Below are 21,543 nucleotides of genomic sequence, written 5' to 3' on the forward strand. Positions count from 1 at the left end.
TTACATCAGGTTTGACAATTCTCTCAGTTAGATGATTATTTTTGGTACTAAAATAATGCATCTCAATAGTTAATGGATTTTCAAATGGTTACATCATTCATGATTGGAAATGATTTATTGTTTGATACAAGTGAAATGGTTCTTCATCATCTTAAGGATGGGGAAAGTATTCATTTATCCGGCGTGAAAGGTCGCTGTTTGAAGTGTCTCATCTCACATACCCAACAAGATATAACGACAAAAAAGCAAATTTGCGATGAGGTATGGGGACAATTTGGTTTATTCGCCAGCGATAGTACGTTATTGCAGACGATTTATGCCTTGCGGCGGGATTTGCGGGATATAGAGATGACGGATTTAATCGTGACCCATCCCCGACTGGGCTACCAGATCAATCCGGCCTATAGCGTTACACCGGTTGCTGAATTAGGCGCTGAAAAAAATGAACCTGCTGCCATTGAGGTATTTTCCTGTCCTTCTGACACTGATATTCTCAGTGCTCATTATGAAATTCAGAAAAAAACCGAAGGCAAAAAAACAGACGTTGCCGTTAATCTCTCCCTGCATAAGGCGAGGGTTATTTTAGCGTTCCTGACATTTGTATTGACTACAGTATTAGTACTCCTGACAGTGTTTTTCTACAGGGAAGAGTTACGTCTTCATAATGGCGGGAAAAACCTGTATTTAAATCCTGAAACGGGAAAAGATAGTCATGGACAAAAAGGATTTATCCTGTGCCAGTGCAATAAGTACGATACAAGCGAAAATTGCAAAAATCATGAATATATATGTAAAAAAGTGACTTCATGATATTTTTCGTTACGTAATGCAACTTAAGTTTATTATGCGTTTGGTGGATAAGGCGAGAGCGTCATCTTGCCACCGAAAAGCTCGGTTAACCGTCGTTCGGCAAGATGATGCGTCCAGTGATGAGCCGGTTAGATGAAATAATGCCTCAAGCGGTTCATCACGGAATTTCCAGCAGGTCTGATTAATAGAGTTGGCAGCCAGAGAGCCATCCAGAACAAGCTCGAGTTTTGTCACCGCATCGGTGATGTAGAGATCATAATGAAGCTCATTCCGATAATTAACCAGATAACAAGTTCCGCGGAGAGTTTATGCTTTCTGATACTGGCTTTATCTGTGGAGCGAAGGACCTGAGAGACATTCAGGAGGTATTGAGTGCCGAAAAGAGGAAAGAGATTCGGGTTCAGCCCAAATTGTATCGCATAGCGACAGGTTGAAAGTATGAAAAAGCCCCATCAAAAATGATGGGGCTTATTGTGCTACGCTTGCGTGATTTTTTTCACAAAGCGACAACAAGCAGGCGATTAAGCCAGTTTGTTGATCTGTGCAGTCAGGTTTGCTTTATGACGTGCAGCTTTGTTTTTGTGGATCAGACCTTTAGCAGCCTGACGGTCCACGATCGGTTGCATTTCGTTAAATGCTTTCAGTGCAGTAGCTTTGTCGCCAGCTTCGATAGCTGCGTATACTTTCTTGATGAAAGTACGCATCATAGAGCGACGGCTAGCGTTGTGCTTGCGGGCCTTTTCAGACTGAACGGCGCGCTTCTTAGCTGATTTGATATTAGCCAAGGTCCAACTCCCAAATGTGTTCTATATGGACAATTCAAAGGCCGAGGAATATGCCCTTTTAGCCTTCTTTTGTCAATGGATTTGTGCAAATAAGCGCCGTTTAAATTGCAGCACTCGTTGCGTAGTGATGGCGCAGGATTCTACCAGCTTGCGGGGCGTGAATACAGCCTTTCCACGAGAAAAATTGCATTGGTGTGCCCGTGAAGGGCGTCAATTTGTTTCATAACGATGAAAACCATCCTCTTTCTGTTTCGTAGAAACAATCGCCGGTTAACGTTGAACGCGGTACAGGGTATACTTTCACGATTTTCACTGTTTTGAGCCAGACATGAAGCTGATACGAGGCATACATAATCTCAGTCAGGCCCCGCATGGGTGTGTGCTGACTATTGGTAATTTCGACGGCGTGCACCGTGGCCATCGTGCGTTGCTGCAGGGCTTACGGGAAGAAGGGCGCAAACGCAATTTACCGGTGATGGTGATGATTTTCGAGCCGCAGCCGCTGGAGCTGTTTGCGACGGACAAGTCACCTGCGCGCCTCACCCGCCTGCGGGAAAAACTGCGTTATCTGGCGGAGTGCGGCGTTGATTACGTGCTGTGCGTGCGTTTTGACAGGCGCTTCGCGGCATTAACGGCGCAGACCTTCATCAGCGATCTGCTGGTGAAGCGCCTTGGTGTACAATTTCTTGCCGTTGGTGATGATTTCCGCTTTGGCGCTAGCCGTGCGGGCGATTTCTTGTTATTACAGGAAGCGGGCGCTGAGTATGGTTTTGATATCACCAGCACCCAAACCTTCTGTGAAGGCGGTGTGCGCATCAGCAGCACCGCGGTACGTCAGGCGCTGGCGGAAGATAACCTGCAACTGGCTGAAAGCCTGCTTGGGCATCCTTTTACTATCTCAGGACGCGTAGTTCACGGTGACGAGTTAGGGCGCACTATCGGTTTTCCGACGGCAAACTTACCGCTTCGTCGCCAGGTTTCTCCGGTGAAAGGGGTTTATGCGGTTGAAGTAATGGGGCTGGGTGACAAACCTTTACCCGGCGTCGCCAACATCGGCACACGCCCAACGGTAGCAGGCGTACGCCAACAGTTGGAAGTGCATCTATTGGACGTTGTAATGGACCTGTATGGTCGCCATATAGATGTAGTACTGCGTAAAAAAATACGCAGCGAACAGCGATTTGCCTCGCTGGATGAACTAAAAGCGCAGATTGCGCGTGATGAGTTGACTGCCCGTGAATTTTTTGGGCTAACAAAACCGGCTTAATGCCTATACGAGTTTTAAATACGGAACCGAGAATCTGATGAGTGACTATAAATCAACCCTGAATTTGCCGGAAACAGGGTTCCCGATGCGCGGCGATCTCGCCAAGCGTGAACCGGGAATGCTGGCGCGTTGGACTGATGATGACCTGTACGGCATCATTCGTGCGGCCAAAAAAGGCAAAAAAACCTTCATTCTGCATGATGGCCCTCCTTATGCGAATGGCAGCATTCATATTGGTCACTCGGTTAACAAGATTCTGAAAGACATTATCGTGAAGTCCAAAGGACTCACGGGATTCGACTCGCCTTACGTTCCGGGCTGGGACTGCCACGGTCTGCCTATCGAGCTGAAAGTAGAGCAGGAATACGGCAAGCCGGGCGAGAAGTTCACCGCCGCTGAGTTCCGCGCCAAATGCCGTGAATACGCAGCGACGCAGGTTGACGGTCAGCGTAAAGACTTTATCCGTCTTGGCGTGCTGGGCGACTGGTCGCATCCGTACCTGACCATGGACTTCAAAACTGAAGCCAACATCATTCGTGCGCTGGGTAAAATCATCGGTAACGGTCACCTGCACAAAGGTGCGAAGCCGGTGCACTGGTGCGTTGATTGCCGTTCCGCGCTGGCGGAAGCGGAAGTTGAGTATTATGACAAAACCTCCCCGTCCATCGACGTTGCGTTCCACGCCGCCGATCAGGACGCGGTAAAAGCGAAATTTGGCGTTTCTGACGTCAATGGCCCGATCTCACTGGTTATCTGGACTACCACCCCGTGGACGTTACCGGCGAACCGCGCAATCTCTCTGGCGCCTGATTTTGACTATGCGCTGGTGCAGATTGACGGGCAGGCTGTGATTCTGGCGAAGGATCTGGTTGAAAGCGTCATGCAGCGTATTGGTGCGGCTGAATACACTATTCTGGGCACCGTAAAAGGCGCCGAGCTGGAACTGCTGCGCTTTACCCATCCGTTTATGGGCTTTGACGTGCCGGCTATTCTTGGCGATCACGTTACGCTGGATGCGGGTACCGGTGCGGTCCATACCGCCGGCGGCCACGGCCCGGATGACTACGTCATTAGCCAGAAATACGGTCTGGAAATCGCTAACCCGGTTGGCCCGGACGGCGCATATCTGGCGGGTACCTATCCGGATCTGGACGGTGTGAACGTCTTTAAAGCCAACGACAAAATCGTTGCGCTGCTGAGCGATAAAGGCGCTCTGCTGCACGTTGAGAAGATGCAGCACAGCTACCCGTGCTGCTGGCGCCACAAATCGCCGATCATCTTCCGTGCGACTCCGCAGTGGTTCGTCAGCATGGATCAGAAAGGTCTGCGCGCGCAGTCGCTAAAAGAGATCAAAGGCGTGCAATGGATCCCGGATTGGGGTCAGGCACGTATTGAATCGATGGTTGCCAACCGTCCTGACTGGTGTATCTCCCGTCAGCGTACGTGGGGTGTGCCGATGTCTCTGTTTGTTCACAAAGATACCGAAGAGCTGCATCCGCGTGCTATCGAACTGATGGAAGAAGTGGCCAAACGCGTTGAAGTTGACGGCATCCAGGCGTGGTGGGATCTCGATCCGAAAGATATCCTCGGCGATGAAGCTGACCAGTATGTCAAAGTCCCGGATACGCTGGACGTGTGGTTCGACTCCGGTTCAACCCACTCATCCGTTGTGGACGTGCGTCCTGAGTTTGCAGGCCATGCGGCAGATATGTATCTGGAAGGTTCTGACCAGCACCGCGGCTGGTTCATGTCTTCTCTGATGATCTCCACTGCAATGAAGGGCAAAGCGCCATACCGTCAGGTACTGACCCACGGTTTCACCGTTGATGGTCAGGGTCGTAAAATGTCCAAGTCTATCGGTAACACCGTAAGCCCGCAGGACGTAATGAACAAACTGGGCGCGGATATTCTGCGTCTGTGGGTCGCTTCTACCGACTATACCGGCGAAATGGCCGTTTCTGACGAAATCCTGAAACGTGCTGCCGACAGCTATCGTCGTATCCGTAACACCGCGCGCTTCCTGCTGGCGAACCTGAACGGGTTCGATCCGGTAAAAGATATGGTGAAACCGGAAGAGATGGTGGTGCTGGATCGCTGGGCGGTAGGTTGTGCACAAGCGGCGCAGGAAGAGATCCTGAAAGCTTATGAAGCCTATGACTTCCACGAAGTAGTACAGCGCCTGATGCGCTTCTGCTCCGTAGAAATGGGTTCGTTCTACCTCGACATCATCAAAGACCGTCAGTACACCGCGAAAGCGGACAGCGTGGCGCGTCGTAGTTGCCAGACTGCGCTGTTCCATATTGCAGAAGCGCTTGTACGCTGGATGGCGCCGATCATGTCCTTCACCGCCGATGAAATCTGGGGTTACCTGCCGGGCGAGCGTGAGAAGTACGTCTTTACCGGTGAATGGTACGAAGGTCTGTTTGGCTTAGGCGAAACCGAAGCGATGAACGATGCCTACTGGGACGAGTTGCTGAAAGTGCGCGGCGAAGTGAACAAGGTCATCGAGCAGGCACGTGCTGATAAGAAAGTCGGTGGTTCGCTGGAAGCGGCGGTTACTCTGTACGCTGAACCAGAACTGGCGGCGAAACTGACCGCGCTGGGCGAAGAGTTGCGCTTTGTTCTGCTGACCTCCGGTGCGACGGTTGCGGATTATGCAGCGGCTCCTGCTGACGCTCAGCAGAGCGAACTGCTCAAAGGTCTGAAAATCGTACTGAGCAAAGCCGAAGGTGAGAAATGTCCGCGCTGCTGGCATTACACTACCGATGTCGGCCAGGTGGCGGAACATGCAGATATCTGCGGACGCTGTGTCAGCAACATCGCCGGTGATGGCGAACAACGTAAGTTTGCCTGATGAGTAAGCCTCTATGTTCAACAGGACTACGCTGGCTGTGGCTGGTGGTAGTCGTGCTGATTATCGATTTAGGCAGCAAATACCTGATCCTCCAGAACTTTGCTCTGGGGGATACGGTGTCGCTGTTCCCGTCGCTTAATCTGCACTATGCGCGTAACTATGGTGCGGCGTTTAGCTTCTTAGCCGACAGCGGTGGCTGGCAACGTTGGTTCTTTGCCGGTATCGCCATTGGTATTTGCGTTATCCTGATGGTGATGATGTATCGCTCGAAGGCGACGCAGAAGCTAAACAACATCGCGTATGCGTTAATCATTGGCGGTGCGCTGGGCAACCTGTTCGACCGCCTGTGGCACGGCTTCGTGGTTGATATGATTGACTTTTACGTCGGTGACTGGCATTTCGCGACATTCAACCTTGCCGATACGGCGATCTGTATCGGTGCGGCATTGATTGTCCTCGAAGGCTTCTTACCGTCGAAAGAGAAAAAAGCCGCATAAAAAAATGCCGGATGGCGCTATGCTAATCCGGCCTACAATATACTGCGATCCTTGTGGGCCCGGTAAGCGTAGCGCTATCGGGCAAACAGGCGGCAGCAATTTTAAAGAGCAACCTGCATGTCTAAATCAGTACAGAGTAACAGTGCGGTGCTGGTGCACTTCACCCTTAAGCTCGACGATGGCTCCACCGCAGAGTCAACCCGCAATAACGGCAAGCCTGCGCTGTTTCGCCTGGGCGACGGTTCTCTGTCTGAAGGACTGGAACAACACCTGCTGGGGTTAAAAGAAGGTGATAAAACCACTTTTGCTCTGGAGCCGGATGCCGCCTTCGGCGTGTCCAGCCCGGACTTAATTCAGTATTTCTCGCGTCGGGAATTTATGGACGCGGGCGAGCCAGAAATTGGCGCTATCATGCTCTTTACCGCAATGGACGGCAGTGAGATGCCTGGTGTGATCCGCGAAATCAACGGTGACTCGATCACGGTTGATTTCAACCATCCGCTGGCCGGGCATACCGTTCATTTTGATATTGAAGTGCTGGAAGTCGAACCGGCACTGGAGGCGTAAAATGCAGATCCTGTTGGCCAACCCGCGCGGTTTTTGCGCTGGCGTAGACCGCGCTATCAGCATTGTGGAAAACGCGCTGGCTATTTACGGCGCACCGATTTATGTCCGTCATGAAGTGGTGCATAACCGCTATGTGGTGGATAGCCTGCGCGAGCGCGGCGCTATTTTTATTGAGCAAATCAGCGAAGTACCGGATGGCGCGATCCTGATTTTCTCCGCTCATGGCGTGTCTCAGGCGGTGCGTAACGAAGCCAAAGGCCGCGACCTCACGGTTTTTGATGCGACCTGCCCGCTGGTAACGAAAGTGCATATGGAAGTTGCCCGCGCCAGCCGTCGCGGTGAAGAGTCAATTTTAATTGGTCACGCCGGGCATCCGGAAGTTGAAGGCACGATGGGCCAGTACAGTAACCCGCAGGGGGGAATGTATCTGGTCGAATCACCTGAAGATGTGCTGAAACTGAATGTAAAAAATGAAGGCAAATTGTCCTTCATGACGCAGACTACTCTCTCCGTTGATGACACCTCTGACGTCATTGACGCGCTGCGAAGCCGTTTCCCGAAAATTGTCGGGCCGCGCAAAGACGATATCTGTTATGCCACGACCAACCGCCAGGAAGCGGTCCGTGCGCTGGCAGAGCAGGCCGATGTTGTGCTGGTGGTCGGCTCGAAAAACTCTTCTAACTCCAACCGTCTGGCTGAACTGGCCCAACGAATGGGGAAAGCGGCGTATCTGATTGACGATGCGACCGATATCCAGGAAGCGTGGGTGAAAGAAGCCAGGTGCGTGGGCGTGACGGCCGGTGCCTCGGCGCCTGATATCCTGGTGCAAAACGTGATTGCTCGCCTGCAGGAGCTTGGCGGTGGGGAAGCTATTCCACTGGAAGGGCGTGAAGAAAACATCGTTTTCGAAGTACCGAAAGAGCTGCGTGTGGATGTTCGTGAAGTAGAGTAAGTCTTTCCGGTTACGATTATGAGAAGATGCCAGGCTTAACGTCTGGCATTTTTTTATGGAGAAACCATGCGCTTACCGATCATTCTTGATACCGATCCCGGCATTGATGATGCTGCCGCTATTGCCGCCGCGCTGTTTGCCCCTGAGCTGGATCTGCAACTGATGACCACGGTAGCAGGTAATGTGTCGGTGGAAAAAACCACCCGTAATGCATTGCAACTGCTGCACTTCTGGAATGCGGATATTCCACTGGCGCAGGGGGCATCGATGCCGCTGGTGAGACCGCTACGAGATGCCGCTTCCGTACACGGTGAATCAGGTATGGAAGGGTATGAATTTGTCGAACACGACCGCCAGGTGATGGCAAAACCTGCCTTCCAGGCCATTCGCGATGCGTTGATGCATGCCCCGCAGCCTGTGACGCTGGTGGCAATTGGCCCCCTGACCAACATTGCGCTGCTGCTGACTCATTATCCTGAATGCATATTCAACATTCACCGTCTGGTGATTATGGGCGGTTCTGCCGGGCGCGGGAACTTCACGCCAAACGCCGAGTTTAATATTGCTATCGATCCCGAGGCCGCCGCAAAAGTCTTCCAGAGCGGGCTGGAGATTGTGATGTGCGGGCTGGATGTCACTAATCAGGCCATGCTCACCCCTGACTATCTGGCGACGTTGCCGCAGCTTAACCAGACGGGAAAAATGCTGCACGCGCTGTTTAGCCATTACCGTAGCGGCAGTATGAATACGGGGCTACGAATGCACGACCTGTGCGCTATTGCCTGGCTGGTGCGCCCGGAACTGTTTACCCTGCAGCCGTGCTTCGTGGCGGTTGAAACCCAGGGGGAATATACCTCGGGTACGACGGTGGTGGACATTGAAGGACGTTTAGGGCATCCGGCAAATGCCCAGGTCGCGCTAGGGCTGGACGTTGAGGGGTTCCAGCAGTGGGTGGCAGAGGTACTGACGCTGGCACCTTGAGGCTGTGATCCGGCCCGCAATATGCAGATAGCGATAGCAGGTTAATCGATTAATCTGCTAATCTGATCCTGTTGTTCTCCTCGGGCCGGAGACACATATGAACCTTTCTTTTATCCAGCCACCGCAGGTGGCGTGGGCAAGCGGCGCTTTAGCTGATGGCCTGTTATTGCGTAAATCCACCCGTATTGAGGATCTTCCAGACGTTTTTGCCGATGAACACGCCCGTCAACAGCTGGCTGGCGAGCAGGTCGTGTATGACGTCGAGATGCTGGATACCTCTCCCGCTGAAGGTGAACTCTACACCGGCGTTACCCATCTTTACCCTGGCCGGGTCGGCTGTGAGTATTTTATGACCCGCGGGCATTTCCATGCGCGCCGCGAACAGGGGGAAGTCTATTTTGGTCTGCGTGGCACCGGTTTGCTGCTGTTGCAAACTGAGCAGGGCGACGCGAGGCTGGAAAAAGTATTCGCGGGATCTGTCCATATTATCCCCGGCTTTACCGCGCATCGGTTAATCAACACCGGGGAAGAGGTTCTGTCGGCGCTCGCCGTATGGCCAGGGATTGCGGGTCATGATTATGTAGCGCTCGCCAGCGGCTTCAGAATAAGGGTCTTTGAGGAACATAAGACGGTTCAGGCGAAGGAGGTACAGAATGGGTGACTTAGCGCATTCTTACGGCCTGGATATGACGGTCCATCATCACCCGCTTGGTTTTAGCTATGGGGATGAGGTTACCGGGCCGATGCCGGAGATTCGTCAACTTGACCAGATTCGCGCCTCGCTGCGCGATCCGCACTGTGAAGGGCCGCAAGAGGTGTATGCCATAGCGATGGATGTGGCGCGAATGCAGGATCGCGAAGAGTTGAAAAAGCGGATGCTGTTGTTTGGCGTGGTGACCTATGCGGCGGGACGGCTGGGAGAAGAGCCGGTGCGTAGTCAAGGACATATTCATCGTATTAGTCAGCACAGCGGCTGGTCTCCGCCAGAGCTTTATGAAATCTGGCAGGGAAAAGCGATCATTTATATGCAGGAATATGTTGAGGACGACCCAGGCCGCTGTTTTGCTGTAATTGCCGGGCCCGGTGAGAAAGTGTTGGTACCACCCGGTTGGGGGCATGCGACTATATCCGCAGACCCGGATGTACCGTTAACCTTTGGCGCGTGGTGCGATCGTGAATATGGTTTTGAGTACGACGCCGTGCGTGCGCATAAAGGACTGGCATGGTATCCGCTGCTGCAGGGCAACAACGTTATCTGGCAGCATAATCCGCGTTACATCCCTGGACGACTGCAGGCCGTTACGCCCAGACAATATACGGAATTCTCGATTACCTCCGCACCTGTTTATCAACAATTCATCGAGGACCCGGCGCGTTTCCAGTTTATCTCACGCCCGGACAAGCACCCCGAGCTATGGCAAAACTTTCATCCATAAAAAAACCGGGGCATAGCCCCGGTTGTACCGTTTTCTGTGTGTTATCCCGCAAACAGGCCCGTGGCAACGCCGAGGGCGGCCAGTATCAACAGTAAAATCATCGCTTTCACTGGTGATACACCGCGCTTGGCCATCAGATACCAGGTACCAAGAACCACAATCAGCGGCAGTAACTGCGGGAAGATACCGTCCAGCATCTGTTGAACATGGATATTCACCCCATCTTTGGTAATAAACTCCAGTCCGGTGCCAAGTTTAACGTAGCTGGCCGCCACGCCCCCCATGACAAACACACCCAGCAGCGATAACGCTTCACGCAGACGGGCAGACTTGCTGCTCACCAGCATTTCCACCGAGCCAGAACCCATTTTGTAGCCTTTCAGGAACAAGAACCACGAACCGGGAATGATGATGGCCAGCCAGGCAACGGTATAAAACAGCGGCCCCAGAATGTTACCGCCGGCCGCCAGGGCCATACCGATGCTGAGCAGGATAGGGATCAGCATGCCTGGGATCATTGAATCGCCGATCCCGGCAATAGGGCCCATCAGGCCAACCTTCAGGGTATTGATGGTCTCCCCATCGATCGGCTCACCGTTCGCTTTTTTCTCCTCCAGCCCCAGCACCATGCCGTTTACGATCGCGCCTATCTGGGGTTCCGTATTATAGAATGAGGCATGACGGCGCAGCATTTCAGTACGTTGGGCTGCGTCGGGATAGAGCTTTTTCGCCACCGGAAGCATACTCAAACAAAAGCCAAAAGATTCCAGACGTTCAAAACTCATCGATGACAAGTTGTGCATCATCCATGCGCGCCAGCAGCGGCGAAGATCTTTACGCGTAAGTGTACGTTCTTCCATCAGAATTCATTCTCATCATCATCGGCTACCGACTTTGCATTCGCGGCCTGCGGCGGTTCCGGTTTGTAGTTGTAATGGATCAACGCCAACAGCGAACCGACGATCACCAGCGCGACCATGTTGAGTTTTAAAAATACGATGCAGACAAAACCGACGAGGAAGTAGATCAGCATGGTGTAGTTTTTGATGATCTGCTTCAGCAAAATCGCGATCCCGACGGCGGGTAAAATGCCGCCCAGTACGTTCATCGTTGACAGAACTATTTTCGGCAAGCTGTCCATAAAACCGCTGATATATTGCGCGCCGAAGTAAACCGCAATAAAAGTTGGAACAAAACGCAGGACAAAGTTTGTCACCTGTGGCCAGATGGCGCTGTTCAGGTAAATACCGCGTTCGTCGCCCCGTTCCAGCGCCACATCTGCCCGGTGATTCCAGAAAGAGTTCAGTACCATCATCGCGTTAAACAAAATGGTTCCGGCGATACCGATGGTCGCCGCCAGCGCGACCGCGACCTCGGGGCCTTTTCCTGAAAGGATCCCTAAGGCGATTGCGGGGTAAGCGACAAAGTTGAGATCGGCCGGCATCGAACCGCCAGGCGTTACCATCGCGATATATACCGCCTGAACCGCGACGCCAATCATGATCCCGGTTTTAATGTCGCCGAGAATAATCCCGACCAGCATTCCGGAAATCAGCGGGCGGGTGATCAGATACCAGCCGCCGGTCAGCCCCAGAAGCCAGGGACTGCTGAGGGCGCCGAGATAGCAAAGTATGCCAATCAACGTAGCTTCGATAATCATCGTGCGCTCCTTATTTCAGCTTCTGACGTGCGTCCTGCCAGCTGTAGCAACTGGCATCAGGAACCAGGCGAAACTCAACCAGGTGTCCATGTTGCGTCAGCCAGTCAAAGGCGGCAATTTCATCCCCGTTGACCGACTGATTCGGGCCGATGGTGGTGGTATCAGCACGCGCGCTCATCGGACCTACATTAATCTTGCCGTTGGCATTTTTCAGGCTGATACCTGCTTCTTCAATGCGTTTGAGCGTGACGGGGGATTTGCCAATGACGAAATAACGTTTCTCGCTGGCAATGACTTTTGGCAATTTTTCAATCGCGGTGGCGGTATCAAACAACCAAACTTTGGTGTCCTGTACGGCGCCTTTCATCACCGAAGAGAGCAAAGGGTCGGCCGCGACGGCGTCGTCTATAGCGACGATCCCATCACAGGGCAGCTCTTTGGCCCAACGTGTCACGAGCTGCCCATGGATTACGCGGTCATCGATACGTACAAAAGAAATACTCATAGTGGTTTCCTTTAAAAATCGTCGGACTGAACGGATAAAACCGGGGCGGCTTTAATCAGCGTGGGTATCGTCAGCGCCAACAGCTCGACGGCTGCGGCGTGAACATCCGTTAAATGGCAAATCTCCTCGCTTTGTAACAGCATCGGGAAATTGACCCCCGCTACGACGGCAACGGGAGGAACCGTTTGTGAAGAAAAAGCATGATGGCAGGCGACATTCCACGGCGTACCGCTTTGCATGTCACACAGCACCAGTACGCCGTCAGCGTCTTTTCCGGCACTGGTGAGAACCTGAGAGAACGTCTCTTTAAACCCTTCGATACCTGCCTGTTCACTCAGCGTGACGGGGTAAACATGCGGTAATTCTCCATAAACCATACGACCGCTGGCGAGAAGCGCGTCTGCCAGGGGACCATGGGTGGCAACAATTACGTTAATCATGCGCTTATCCTCTAACCCAGGCTTTAATCGTGGCGAGCTGTTGACCGACGCCTTTGCCAAACGGTGAAATACGATATTCTCCGACGGCGGCAGGGATGATAAAGGTCTCTGCATAGTTGACGACAAACGGGGGAAACGCACCGCTCGGGCTTTCAACAACGGCCTGCGCACCTTCGACCAGGTTCAGGACGTTGACGCCGCCATGGGTATGGTGAGTGACCGGTGCCGTAAACCAATGGCGACGCGTTTCGATAAATTCGCGTTCGTGCATTCCGGTTCTTTCTTCCCGCCAACCCTCTCCTTCAGCCAGGGGTTCAATACGGTTGACGAGATTGTCGTGCACCCATTGCGTGTCGCGCTGCCAGTCAATAACCTGCTGACCGTGATCCAGATGCACCGGACGCGGTAATCCGTCTAACCCTAAGCGGCCCCAATCCCACAGCTTGAAGGTGAAGATATAGGGCGTTGCGCTGATCTCCAGCACCATGGTTCCTGCACCCGAGCAGTGTACGGTTCCGGCGGGGATCAGGAAGTGATCGTGTTTATGTGCAGGGATCTGGTTAACGAATCGTTCATCATCAAAGGTTTTTTCGCCACGACCCGCGGCCCGGAGGTCGTCGAGCATATCCTGTGGTGCGATCCCGGTTTTGGTCCCGAGATACACCACGGCGTCCGGCTCGGCTTCGAGAATGTAATAGCTCTCATCCTGTGTATAGTGCATACCAAACTGCTGTTGAATGTACTCCGTGAGCGGATGAACCTGAAAACTCAAATTCTGGCCGCCAATAGTGTCGAGGAAGTCAAAACGGATCGGGAATTCCGCGCCAAAGCGCGCGTGAACTTTTTCACCCAGCAGGGGGCGGGGACAGGTCAGTACCAGATCCTGAGAGGGGATCTCGATCCGCACGTTGCCAAAACGCAGTAACAGGCTGTTTTCCTCGGGCACGCAATCAAAACACCACGCGTAATTGGGGGCTGAGGGATCGAGATCGAAGCGTTGTTTCATCCATTGCCCGCCCCAGACGCCTGGGTCAAAGAAAGGGGCAACGCGAAACGGTTGTTCGGTGGTTTGTTGCAGACCGGCGCGTAACGCGTCGCCGCTGACCATCGCGGGACTATTTTCTACCGTGGTATCGAGCAAATAATCGGCGCGTTTGAGTAACGGCGTTTTATGTTTGTCGAATACCCGCCATTCAATGAAAAAAGCACGTTTGTAACGACGAAGAATATCTTCATCCTGGTTTTCTGCACCCCAGTTACCCAGCCCGTTATGACGCATACGCTGTTGAATTTCCCAGCGCGGAAGATCGGCATAAACCAGTACGTCACCAGGGTGTGCCAGCGCAGCGCCTGAGCCGTACACGACAACCAGCCCTGAGGTAACGGCATCAATCTGTTGGCGGAGTTGGCTGAGTTTGTCGCTATCAAAAAATTCATCCAGGTGATGACAGGAGAGAACGCCGAATACGCGATCGTCGGTAAGGTTACGCGCCAGTAAATCATGCAGGGCCTGCTCATCGCGGCGGGCGGATTCAATATTCAGCACCAGTGCGGTATCTAATGTCGTAACAAGCTGTTGCTCCAGCTCGTCAAGCCGCACGCCCGGATAGCAATCCACGATCAATACGGTTTTGGCGGCGGTAGAAACCCTGGTGTTAAGCACTGAATGAATTGACGACCAACCCTGCCAGGCGTGGTTGTCATAGCCCTGAACGTTAACCTCAGGGAATTTATTATAGGTTGTACGCATATTCTGTCTCCGTGTTGGCTTATTTAAGATTAATCGATTAACCTTATTTTCATAGTGTGGTTAACGCGATTAACCCGCCATAATCAGAATCCAGTGCGGTGAAATGCACGTTAGCGTGATGTGAATCACACGTAAAAAGGCAATGTTTCGGTTATTCGATTAACCTTCGAAATAAACAGGAGAGGTCATGACTACAGTCACGCTGGCGCAGGTTGCTGAACGCGCGGGAGTCTCCACGGCAACCGTTTCAATGGTGTTGCGTAACCGGGGGCGCATTTCTCAGGCCACACGTGACAGGGTGCTCAAAGCGCTGGACGATGCCGGCTACGTTTATAATCAAACCGCCGCCAACCTGCGTAACCGGAGCAGTAATCAGGTCGGATTGTTGTTACACGATATCACTAACCCTTTTTACGGTGAGATGACTGCAGGGCTAAGCCATGAGATGGAGCGACATGACCTGCTTCTGTTTCTGGCAAACAGTGAAGAGTCAGGAGAAAGGCAGCAAAAATTTGTCGACTCGTTGATGCGCAATAATGCCTGCGGCATGGTGCTCTGCGCGGCGCGCGAAACACCGACCTCCTTCTTCGAGGCGCTGAAAAGGCGCAATATTCCCGCCATCATGGTGGTTCGCCCTCTTAGCGACCCTGATTTTGATTTTGTGGGAACCGACAACTTTCTCGGTACGCAAATGGCCACCACCCATTTAGTCAAAATGGGGCATAAGAATATTGCGTTTATCGGTGGTAGCCCAAGTTCCGGGAGCCGGGCACAGCGTATCGGTGGATTCACCAGCACGTTGCTGGAGCAGGGAATATCGCCGAATCCGCAATGGATAGTGGCGACACAGGCCAGCCAAATTGACGGCGCAAAAGTGGCAGAGTCGCTTCTTATGCGGTTCCCGGAAATTACCGCCGCCGTTTGTTATCAGGATATTGTGGCGCTTGGGGTTATGCAGGCATTACGTAAAATGGGGCGTGAACCAGGGCGCGATTTTGCGCTGGTGGGGTTCGATGACATCACTGAAGCGGCGCTGGTACAACCTGCGCTCACCACCGTGTCGGTGGCCGCAAAAGAGATAGGTCGCAAGGCTGGGGAGCTACTTTATAGTCGCATTCAGGGAAATGACGAACCTCCGAAACGCATTATTCTGCCACCTGCGCTGGTGGTCAGAGAATCATGTGGTTTTCGCTGATCGTCATGCCTTTTACTGATATCTCTCCCTGTTTATCATTAAATTCTAATTATCGACGTTTTCGGCTGGCGGCGCAGCGATGTGCTGGTTAATCTGAAAACGATTTACGTAAAATTAACAAAAGAGAATAGCTATGCATGATGCACAAATCCGCGTTGCCATCGCGGGAGCCGGAGGGCGCATGGGGCGTCAGTTGATTCAGGCCACTCTTGGCATGGATGGCGTACAGCTCGGCGCGGCGCTGGAGCGCGAAGGTTCTTCTTTGCTGGGAAGCGATGCCGGAGAGTTAGCGGGAGCCGGTAAAACGGGCGTTACCGTGCAAAGTAGTCTTGAGGCGGTGAAAGATGATTTTGATGTTTTCATCGATTTTACTCGCCCAGAAGGCACGCTGGCGCATCTGGCGTTTTGCCGCCAGCACGGTAAAGGGATGGTGATTGGCACCACTGGCTTTGATGACGCGGGCAAACAGGCTATTCGTGATGCTGCGCAGGACATTGCTATCGTTTTCGCCGCGAACTTTAGCGTTGGCGTTAACGTCATGCTTAAGCTGCTGGAGAAGGCGGCGAAAGTGATGGGTGATTACACCGATATTGAGATTATTGAAGCCCATCACCGTCATAAAGTGGATGCGCCGTCAGGCACTGCGCTGGCGATGGGGGAGGCGATTGCCGGGGCGCTGGATAAAGATTTAAAAGAGTGTGCCGTCTATTCGCGTGAAGGTTACACCGGTGAGCGCGTACCCGGTACGATCGGTTTTGCCACGGTGCGGGCGGGAGATATCGTTGGTGAGCATACCGCGATGTTTGCCGATATTGGCGAGCGCATTGAGATCACGCATAAAGCCTCCAGCCGCATGACCTTTGCCAATGGCGCAGTACGATCGGCAATTTGGCTGAAATCAAAGTCAAACGGTCTTTTTGATATGAAAGATGTGCTTGATTTACGCAGTTTATAACTTTTATTACCCTTCGTGATGTGGTTATTGTAATCATAACGATTTGATTACATAGGGCAATATTTTATTGCCCTTTTATTTTTCCGCTTTTTAATTTGATTTTTTATTTAATGGCCTGTTTTTTGGTGTTTTGCAGGGTTATTTTGTTATTTCAATGTAAATTTTGACCAAATGGTCCACTTTTATCTGTCGCGCTTCCTGTTTTTACACTCTTTATCTTCCGCAAGCGTTTTCCACCCCAAGTTAGCTGATCTTTTTGCCTGTTAAATCGTGTGTTTTATCCCAGTGGCGTAAAATAATAATAAAAAATGCCCTTTTGGGTAGACTTTTACGTGGGCTATCTCTAGAATGCCGCCGTTTGCCAGAAATCCATAGGTAAGCAAATTTGCATTGATTCATGAGGTGTTAATGAATTAATATGCAAATAAAGTGAGTGAATATTCTCTGGAGGGTGTTTTGATTAAGTCAGCGCTATTGGTTCTGGAAGACGGAACCCAGTTTCACGGTCGGGCCATAGGGGCAACAGGTTCGGCGGTTGGGGAAGTCGTTTTCAATACTTCAATGACCGGTTATCAAGAAATCCTCACTGATCCTTCCTATTCCCGCCAAATCGTCACTCTTACTTATCCTCATATCGGTAATGTCGGCACCAATGAAGCCGATGCAGAATCTTCTCAAGTACATGCGCAAGGCCTGGTCATCCGCGACCTGCCGCTGATTGCCAGCAACTTCCGCGATACCGAAGATCTCTCTTCTTACCTCAAACGCCATAATATTGTGGCAATTGCCGATATCGATACCCGTAAGCTGACGCGTTTGCTGCGTGAAAAGGGCGCACAGAATGGCTGCATTATCGCGGGTGATAACCCGGATGCGGCGCTGGCGCTGGAAAAAGCGAAAGCCTTCCCGGGTCTGAACGGCATGGATCTGGCGAAAGAAGTGACCACCGCGGAGCCTTATAGCTGGACGCAAGGTAGCTGGACGCTGGCCGGTGACCTGCCGGAAGCTAAATCCGCCGATGAACTGCCGTTCCACGTAGTGGCCTACGATTTTGGCGCTAAACGTAACATTCTGCGTATGTTAGCGGATCGCGGCTGCCGCCTGACGGTTGTGCCGGCGAAAACCTCTGCTGAAGATGTTCTGAAGATGAATCCGGACGGTATCTTCCTGTCCAACGGCCCTGGCGATCCGGCGCCGTGCGACTACGCGATTACCGCGATTCAGAAATTCCTCGAAACCGATATTCCGGTATTTGGCATCTGCCTCGGCCATCAACTGCTGGCGCTGGCAAGCGGTGCGAAGACCATTAAGATGAAGTTTGGCCACCACGGCGGCAACCATCCGGTAAAAGATATTGATAACAACACCGTGATGATCACCGCTCAGAACCACGGTTTTGCGGTCGAGGAGGCCTCCATGCCTGCCAACCTGCGCGTGACCCACAAGTCGCTGTTCGACGGCACCCTGCAGGGGATTCATCGTACCGACAAACCGGCGTTCAGCTTCCAGGGGCACCCTGAAGCAAGCCCGGGTCCACACGACGCTGCGCCGCTGTTCGACCACTTTATCGAGTTAATTGAGCAATACCGTCAGTCCGCGAAATAATCAGGAGTAAAAGAGCCATGCCAAAACGTACAGACATAAAAAGTATCCTGATTCTGGGCGCGGGTCCGATCGTTATCGGTCAGGCGTGTGAGTTTGACTATTCCGGCGCGCAGGCGTGTAAAGCCCTGCGTGAAGAGGGTTACCGCGTTATTCTGGTGAACTCCAACCCGGCGACCATCATGACCGACCCGGAAATGGCCGATGCCACCTACATCGAGCCGATTCACTGGGAAGTGGTACGCAAAATCATTGAGAAAGAGCGCCCGGATGCGGTGCTGCCAACCATGGGCGGTCAGACGGCGCTGAACTGTGCGCTGGAGCTGGAACGCCAGGGCGTACTGGCTGAGTTCGGCGTGACCATGATTGGCGCGACGGCGGATGCCATTGATAAAGCGGAAGACCGTCGTCGCTTCGACATCGCGATGAAGAAGATTGGTCTGGACACCGCGCGTTCAGGCATCGCTCACACCATGGAAGAAGCGCTGGCGGTTGCCGCTGACGTCGGCTTCCCGTGCATAATCCGTCCGTCTTTCACCATGGGTGGCACCGGCGGCGGTATCGCCTACAACCGCGAAGAGTTTGAAGAAATTTGCGAACGCGGTCTGGATCTTTCCCCAACCAACGAACTGCTGATTGATGAATCGCTGATTGGCTGGAAAGAGTACGAGATGGAAGTGGTGCGTGATAAAAACGACAACTGCATCATCGTCTGCTCCATCGAAAACTTCGACGCGATGGGCATCCATACCGGTGACTCCATCACCGTTGCGCCAGCCCAGACGCTGACCGACAAAGAATATCAAATCATGCGAAACGCCTCGATGGCGGTACTGCGTGAAATCGGTGTTGAAACCGGTGGTTCTAACGTCCAGTTTGCGGTAAACCCGAAAAACGGCCGTCTGATTGTTATCGAGATGAACCCGCGCGTCTCCCGCTCCTCGGCGCTGGCGTCCAAAGCAACCGGCTTCCCGATTGCTAAAGTCGCAGCCAAGCTTGCGGTAGGTTACACCCTCGACGAACTGATGAACGACATCACCGGCGGGCGGACTCCGGCTTCGTTTGAGCCGTCCATCGACTACGTTGTGACGAAAATTCCACGCTTCAACTTCGAGAAATTTGTTGGCGCTAACGACCGTCTGACCACCCAGATGAAATCTGTCGGTGAAGTGATGGCGATTGGCCGCACCCAGCAAGAGTCTCTGCAAAAAGCGCTGCGCGGTCTGGAAGTGGGCGCGACCGGCTTCGACCCGAAAGTAAGTCTGGATGACCCGGAAGCGCTGACCAAAATCCGCCGCGAGCTGAAAGACGCGGGCGCCGAGCGTATCTGGTACATCGCCGATGCTTTCCGTGCTGGTCTGTCCGTCGATGGCGTGTTCAACCTGACCAACATCGACCGCTGGTTCCTGGTGCAGATTGAAGAACTGGTGCGCCTGGAAGAAAAAGTCACAGACCTTGGTATCAACGGCCTCGACGCTGACTTCTTGCGCGTACTGAAGCGCAAAGGTTTCGCCGATGCGCGTCTGGCGAAACTGGCCGGCGTACGCGAAGCGGAAATCCGCAAGCTGCGTGACCAATATAACCTGCACCCGGTCTACAAGCGCGTGGATACCTGCGCGGCAGAATTTGCCACCGACACCGCTTACATGTACTCCACTTATGAAGACGAGTGCGAAGCGAATCCAACTCAGGATCGTGACAAGATTATGGTGCTGGGCGGTGGTCCAAACCGTATCGGTCAGGGCATTGAATTCGACTACTGCTGCGTACACGCCTCGCTGGCGCTGCGCGAAGACGGTTACGAGACCATCATGGTCAACTGTAACCCAGAAACCGTTTCTACCGACTACGATACCTCTGACCGTCTGTACTTCGAGCCGGTAACGCTGGAAGACGTGCTGGAAATCGTGCGCATCGAGAAGCCGAAAGGCGTTATCGTGCAGTACGGCGGCCAGACTCCGCTGAAGCTGGCGCGCGCGCTGGAAGCGGCAGGCGTGCCGGTTATCGGCACCAGCCCGGATGCTATCGACCGTGCGGAAGACCGTGAACGCTTCCAGCAGGCGGTTGACCGTCTGAAGCTGAAACAACCGGCTAACGCCACCGTGACCGCCATTGAAATGGCGGTTGAGAAGGCGAAAGAGATTGGCTACCCGCTGGTGGTGCGTCCGTCCTACGTTCTCGGCGGCCGCGCGATGGAAATCGTCTACGACGAAGCCGACCTGCGTCGCTACTTCCAGACCGCGGTCAGCGTTTCTAACGATGCGCCGGTACTGCTGGACCGTTTCCTTGATGACGCGGTTGAAGTGGACGTGGACGCCATCTGCGACGGCGAAATGGTGCTGATTGGCGGCATCATGGAGCACATCGAACAGGCGGGCGTGCACTCCGGTGACTCCGCATGTTCTCTGCCTGCGTATACCCTGAGCCAGGAAATTCAGGATGTGATGCGCCAGCAGGTGCAGAAACTGGCCTTCGAACTGCAGGTTCGCGGTCTGATGAACGTCCAGTTTGCGGTGAAGAATAACGAAGTTTACCTGATTGAAGTGAACCCGCGTGCGGCGCGTACCGTTCCGTTCGTCTCCAAGGCAACGGGCGTACCGCTGGCGAAAGTTGCAGCGCGCGTGATGGCCGGGAAAACGCTGGCACAGCAGGGCGTCACCAAAGAAGTTATTCCGCCGTACTACTCGGTAAAAGAAGTGGTGCTGCCGTTCAACAAGTTCCCGGGCGTTGATCCGCTGTTAGGGCCAGAAATGCGCTCTACTGGTGAGGTGATGGGCGTGGGCCGTACCTTCGCGGAAGCGTTCGCCAAGGCACAGCTCGGCAGCAGCTCCACCATGAAAAAACAGGGTCGTGCGCTGCTCTCCGTTCGCGAAGGCGATAAAGAGCGCGTGGTTGACCTGGCGGCGAAGCTGCTGAAGTTTGGTTTCGAGTTGGATGCGACGCACGGCACCGCGATTGTGCTGGGCGAAGCGGGTATCAATCCACGTCTGGTGAACAAGGTGCATGAAGGCCGTCCGCACATTCAGGACCGTATCAAGAATGGCGAGTACACTTACATCATCAACACTACCGAAGGCCGTCAGGCTATTGAAGACTCCAAGCTGATTCGCCGCAGCGCACTGCAGTACAAAGTGCATTATGACACCACCCTGAACGGTGGTTTCGCAACGGCGATGGCGCTGAATGCCGATGCTACCGAGAAGGTGACCTCGGTTCAGGAAATGCACGCGCAGATCAAAAAGTCATAAAAAAAAGGCCCGGTGATAATTGCGCTAACCGGGCCTGCA

19 protein-coding genes and 2 pseudogenes are annotated in these 21,543 nt (G+C 53.2%); 14 read left to right on the plus strand and 7 right to left on the minus strand.

Features of this window, described 5'->3' with window-relative positions; translation table 11 throughout:
- Nucleotides 1-84 precede the first annotated feature (84 nt).
- Complete coding sequence (locus tag ABIE10_RS14600) at nucleotides 85-810, plus strand: winged helix-turn-helix domain-containing protein (protein WP_103766847.1); 726 nt, start codon at nucleotides 85-87, stop codon at nucleotides 808-810.
- 110 nt (nucleotides 811-920) lie between these two features.
- Here the strand turns inward: ABIE10_RS14600 and ABIE10_RS14605 are convergent.
- Together ABIE10_RS14605 and rpsT are read right to left on the minus strand one after the other, a co-directional pair.
- Nucleotides 921-1,263, minus strand: a pseudogene (locus ABIE10_RS14605) (transposase domain-containing protein); the annotation flags it as partial.
- A gap of 68 nt (nucleotides 1,264-1,331) precedes the next feature.
- Complete coding sequence (gene rpsT, locus ABIE10_RS14610; RefSeq protein ID WP_003018940.1) at nucleotides 1,332-1,595, minus strand: 30S ribosomal protein S20; 264 nt, start codon at nucleotides 1,593-1,595, stop codon at nucleotides 1,332-1,334.
- Nucleotides 1,596-1,700: 105 nt separating this feature from the next.
- Here rpsT and ABIE10_RS14615 point away from each other — a divergent pair.
- The 9 genes and pseudogenes from ABIE10_RS14615 to ABIE10_RS14655 all read left to right on the plus strand — a co-directional run bounded on the left by ABIE10_RS14615 (nucleotide 1,701) and on the right by ABIE10_RS14655 (nucleotide 10,149).
- Nucleotides 1,701-1,916 (plus strand): annotated as a pseudogene (locus tag ABIE10_RS14615) (DUF2575 domain-containing protein).
- Between the two features lie 7 nt (nucleotides 1,917-1,923).
- Nucleotides 1,924-2,862: a bifunctional riboflavin kinase/FAD synthetase gene (gene ribF / locus ABIE10_RS14620; protein WP_003829725.1), complete on the plus strand. Its 939-nt coding sequence runs from the start codon at nucleotides 1,924-1,926 to the stop codon at nucleotides 2,860-2,862.
- Between the two features lie 37 nt (nucleotides 2,863-2,899).
- Entirely contained in the window at nucleotides 2,900-5,716 is a 2,817-nt protein-coding gene (gene ileS, locus ABIE10_RS14625) for an isoleucine--tRNA ligase (RefSeq protein ID WP_016151638.1), read from the plus strand.
- Nucleotides 5,716-6,213, plus strand: a complete 498-nt coding sequence (gene lspA, locus ABIE10_RS14630; RefSeq protein ID WP_003018932.1) for a signal peptidase II — start codon at nucleotides 5,716-5,718, stop codon at nucleotides 6,211-6,213. Before ileS ends, lspA begins: the two co-directional genes overlap by 1 nt.
- A gap of 117 nt (nucleotides 6,214-6,330) precedes the next feature.
- Nucleotides 6,331-6,780, plus strand: coding sequence for an FKBP-type peptidyl-prolyl cis-trans isomerase (gene fkpB, locus ABIE10_RS14635; RefSeq protein ID WP_003018929.1), 450 nt, complete (start codon nucleotides 6,331-6,333; stop codon nucleotides 6,778-6,780).
- A 1-nt stretch (nucleotide 6,781) separates the two neighbouring features.
- Nucleotides 6,782-7,732, plus strand: a complete 951-nt coding sequence (ispH, locus tag ABIE10_RS14640) for a 4-hydroxy-3-methylbut-2-enyl diphosphate reductase (RefSeq protein ID WP_047500149.1) — start codon at nucleotides 6,782-6,784, stop codon at nucleotides 7,730-7,732.
- A 66-nt stretch (nucleotides 7,733-7,798) separates the two neighbouring features.
- Nucleotides 7,799-8,713, plus strand: coding sequence for a ribonucleoside hydrolase RihC (gene rihC / locus ABIE10_RS14645; RefSeq protein ID WP_016155659.1), 915 nt, complete (start codon nucleotides 7,799-7,801; stop codon nucleotides 8,711-8,713).
- A 97-nt stretch (nucleotides 8,714-8,810) separates the two neighbouring features.
- Nucleotides 8,811-9,374 (plus strand): glucose-6-phosphate isomerase family protein, encoded by a 564-nt coding sequence (locus ABIE10_RS14650; protein WP_429156136.1) that lies wholly within the window; start codon nucleotides 8,811-8,813, stop codon nucleotides 9,372-9,374.
- The gene (locus ABIE10_RS14655; RefSeq protein ID WP_047414458.1) at nucleotides 9,367-10,149 is read left to right on the plus strand and encodes a glucose-6-phosphate isomerase family protein; all 783 of its coding nucleotides are present in this window, start codon (nucleotides 9,367-9,369) and stop codon (nucleotides 10,147-10,149) included. The genes ABIE10_RS14650 and ABIE10_RS14655 overlap by 8 nt, the downstream gene beginning before the upstream one ends.
- A gap of 41 nt (nucleotides 10,150-10,190) precedes the next feature.
- On the opposite strand, the gene ABIE10_RS14660 is transcribed toward ABIE10_RS14655, so the two are convergent.
- Genes ABIE10_RS14660 through ABIE10_RS14680 form a run of 5 tightly spaced genes read right to left on the minus strand, consistent with a single transcriptional unit; the run spans nucleotide 10,191 to nucleotide 14,504 of the window.
- Nucleotides 10,191-11,009, minus strand: coding sequence for a PTS system mannose/fructose/sorbose family transporter subunit IID (locus ABIE10_RS14660; protein WP_016151643.1), 819 nt, complete (start codon nucleotides 11,007-11,009; stop codon nucleotides 10,191-10,193).
- The gene (locus ABIE10_RS14665; RefSeq protein WP_429156139.1) at nucleotides 11,009-11,809 is read right to left on the minus strand and encodes a PTS mannose/fructose/sorbose/N-acetylgalactosamine transporter subunit IIC; all 801 of its coding nucleotides are present in this window, start codon (nucleotides 11,807-11,809) and stop codon (nucleotides 11,009-11,011) included. Before ABIE10_RS14665 ends, ABIE10_RS14660 begins: the two co-directional genes overlap by 1 nt.
- Nucleotides 11,810-11,819: 10 nt before the next feature.
- Nucleotides 11,820-12,314 carry a PTS system mannose/fructose/N-acetylgalactosamine-transporter subunit IIB gene (locus ABIE10_RS14670; protein WP_003837349.1) on the minus strand — a complete coding sequence of 165 codons (495 nt, stop codon included), beginning with the start codon at nucleotides 12,312-12,314 and terminating at the stop codon, nucleotides 11,820-11,822.
- Nucleotides 12,315-12,325: 11 nt separating this feature from the next.
- Nucleotides 12,326-12,754, minus strand: coding sequence for a PTS sugar transporter subunit IIA (locus ABIE10_RS14675; protein ID WP_016151645.1), 429 nt, complete (start codon nucleotides 12,752-12,754; stop codon nucleotides 12,326-12,328).
- A 4-nt stretch (nucleotides 12,755-12,758) separates the two neighbouring features.
- Nucleotides 12,759-14,504, minus strand: a complete 1,746-nt coding sequence (locus ABIE10_RS14680; RefSeq protein ID WP_047417256.1) for a class I mannose-6-phosphate isomerase — start codon at nucleotides 14,502-14,504, stop codon at nucleotides 12,759-12,761.
- Between the two features lie 187 nt (nucleotides 14,505-14,691).
- On the opposite strand from ABIE10_RS14680, the gene ABIE10_RS14685 reads away from it, so the two are divergent.
- The 4 genes from ABIE10_RS14685 (at nucleotide 14,692) to carB (ending at nucleotide 21,504) form a co-directional block, all read left to right on the plus strand.
- Nucleotides 14,692-15,699 carry a LacI family DNA-binding transcriptional regulator gene (locus ABIE10_RS14685; protein WP_016151647.1) on the plus strand — a complete coding sequence of 336 codons (1,008 nt, stop codon included), beginning with the start codon at nucleotides 14,692-14,694 and terminating at the stop codon, nucleotides 15,697-15,699.
- A gap of 133 nt (nucleotides 15,700-15,832) precedes the next feature.
- Nucleotides 15,833-16,654 (plus strand): 4-hydroxy-tetrahydrodipicolinate reductase, encoded by an 822-nt coding sequence (gene dapB, locus ABIE10_RS14690; RefSeq protein WP_016151648.1) that lies wholly within the window; start codon nucleotides 15,833-15,835, stop codon nucleotides 16,652-16,654.
- A 456-nt stretch (nucleotides 16,655-17,110) separates the two neighbouring features.
- A complete protein-coding gene (carA, locus tag ABIE10_RS14695; RefSeq protein ID WP_103283466.1) occupies nucleotides 17,111-18,259 on the plus strand; it encodes a glutamine-hydrolyzing carbamoyl-phosphate synthase small subunit in 1,149 nt (382 codons plus the stop codon).
- Between the two features lie 17 nt (nucleotides 18,260-18,276).
- On the plus strand, nucleotides 18,277-21,504 hold the full coding sequence (gene carB / locus ABIE10_RS14700) for a carbamoyl-phosphate synthase large subunit (RefSeq protein WP_047498316.1): 3,228 nt from the start codon (nucleotides 18,277-18,279) through the stop codon (nucleotides 21,502-21,504).
- Nucleotides 21,505-21,543: the final 39 nt, after the last annotated feature.

Origin of the sequence: Citrobacter sp. 506, from assembly GCF_050434985.1 — a bacterium.
Taxonomy (GTDB): Bacteria; Pseudomonadota; Gammaproteobacteria; order Enterobacterales; family Enterobacteriaceae; genus Citrobacter; species Citrobacter braakii.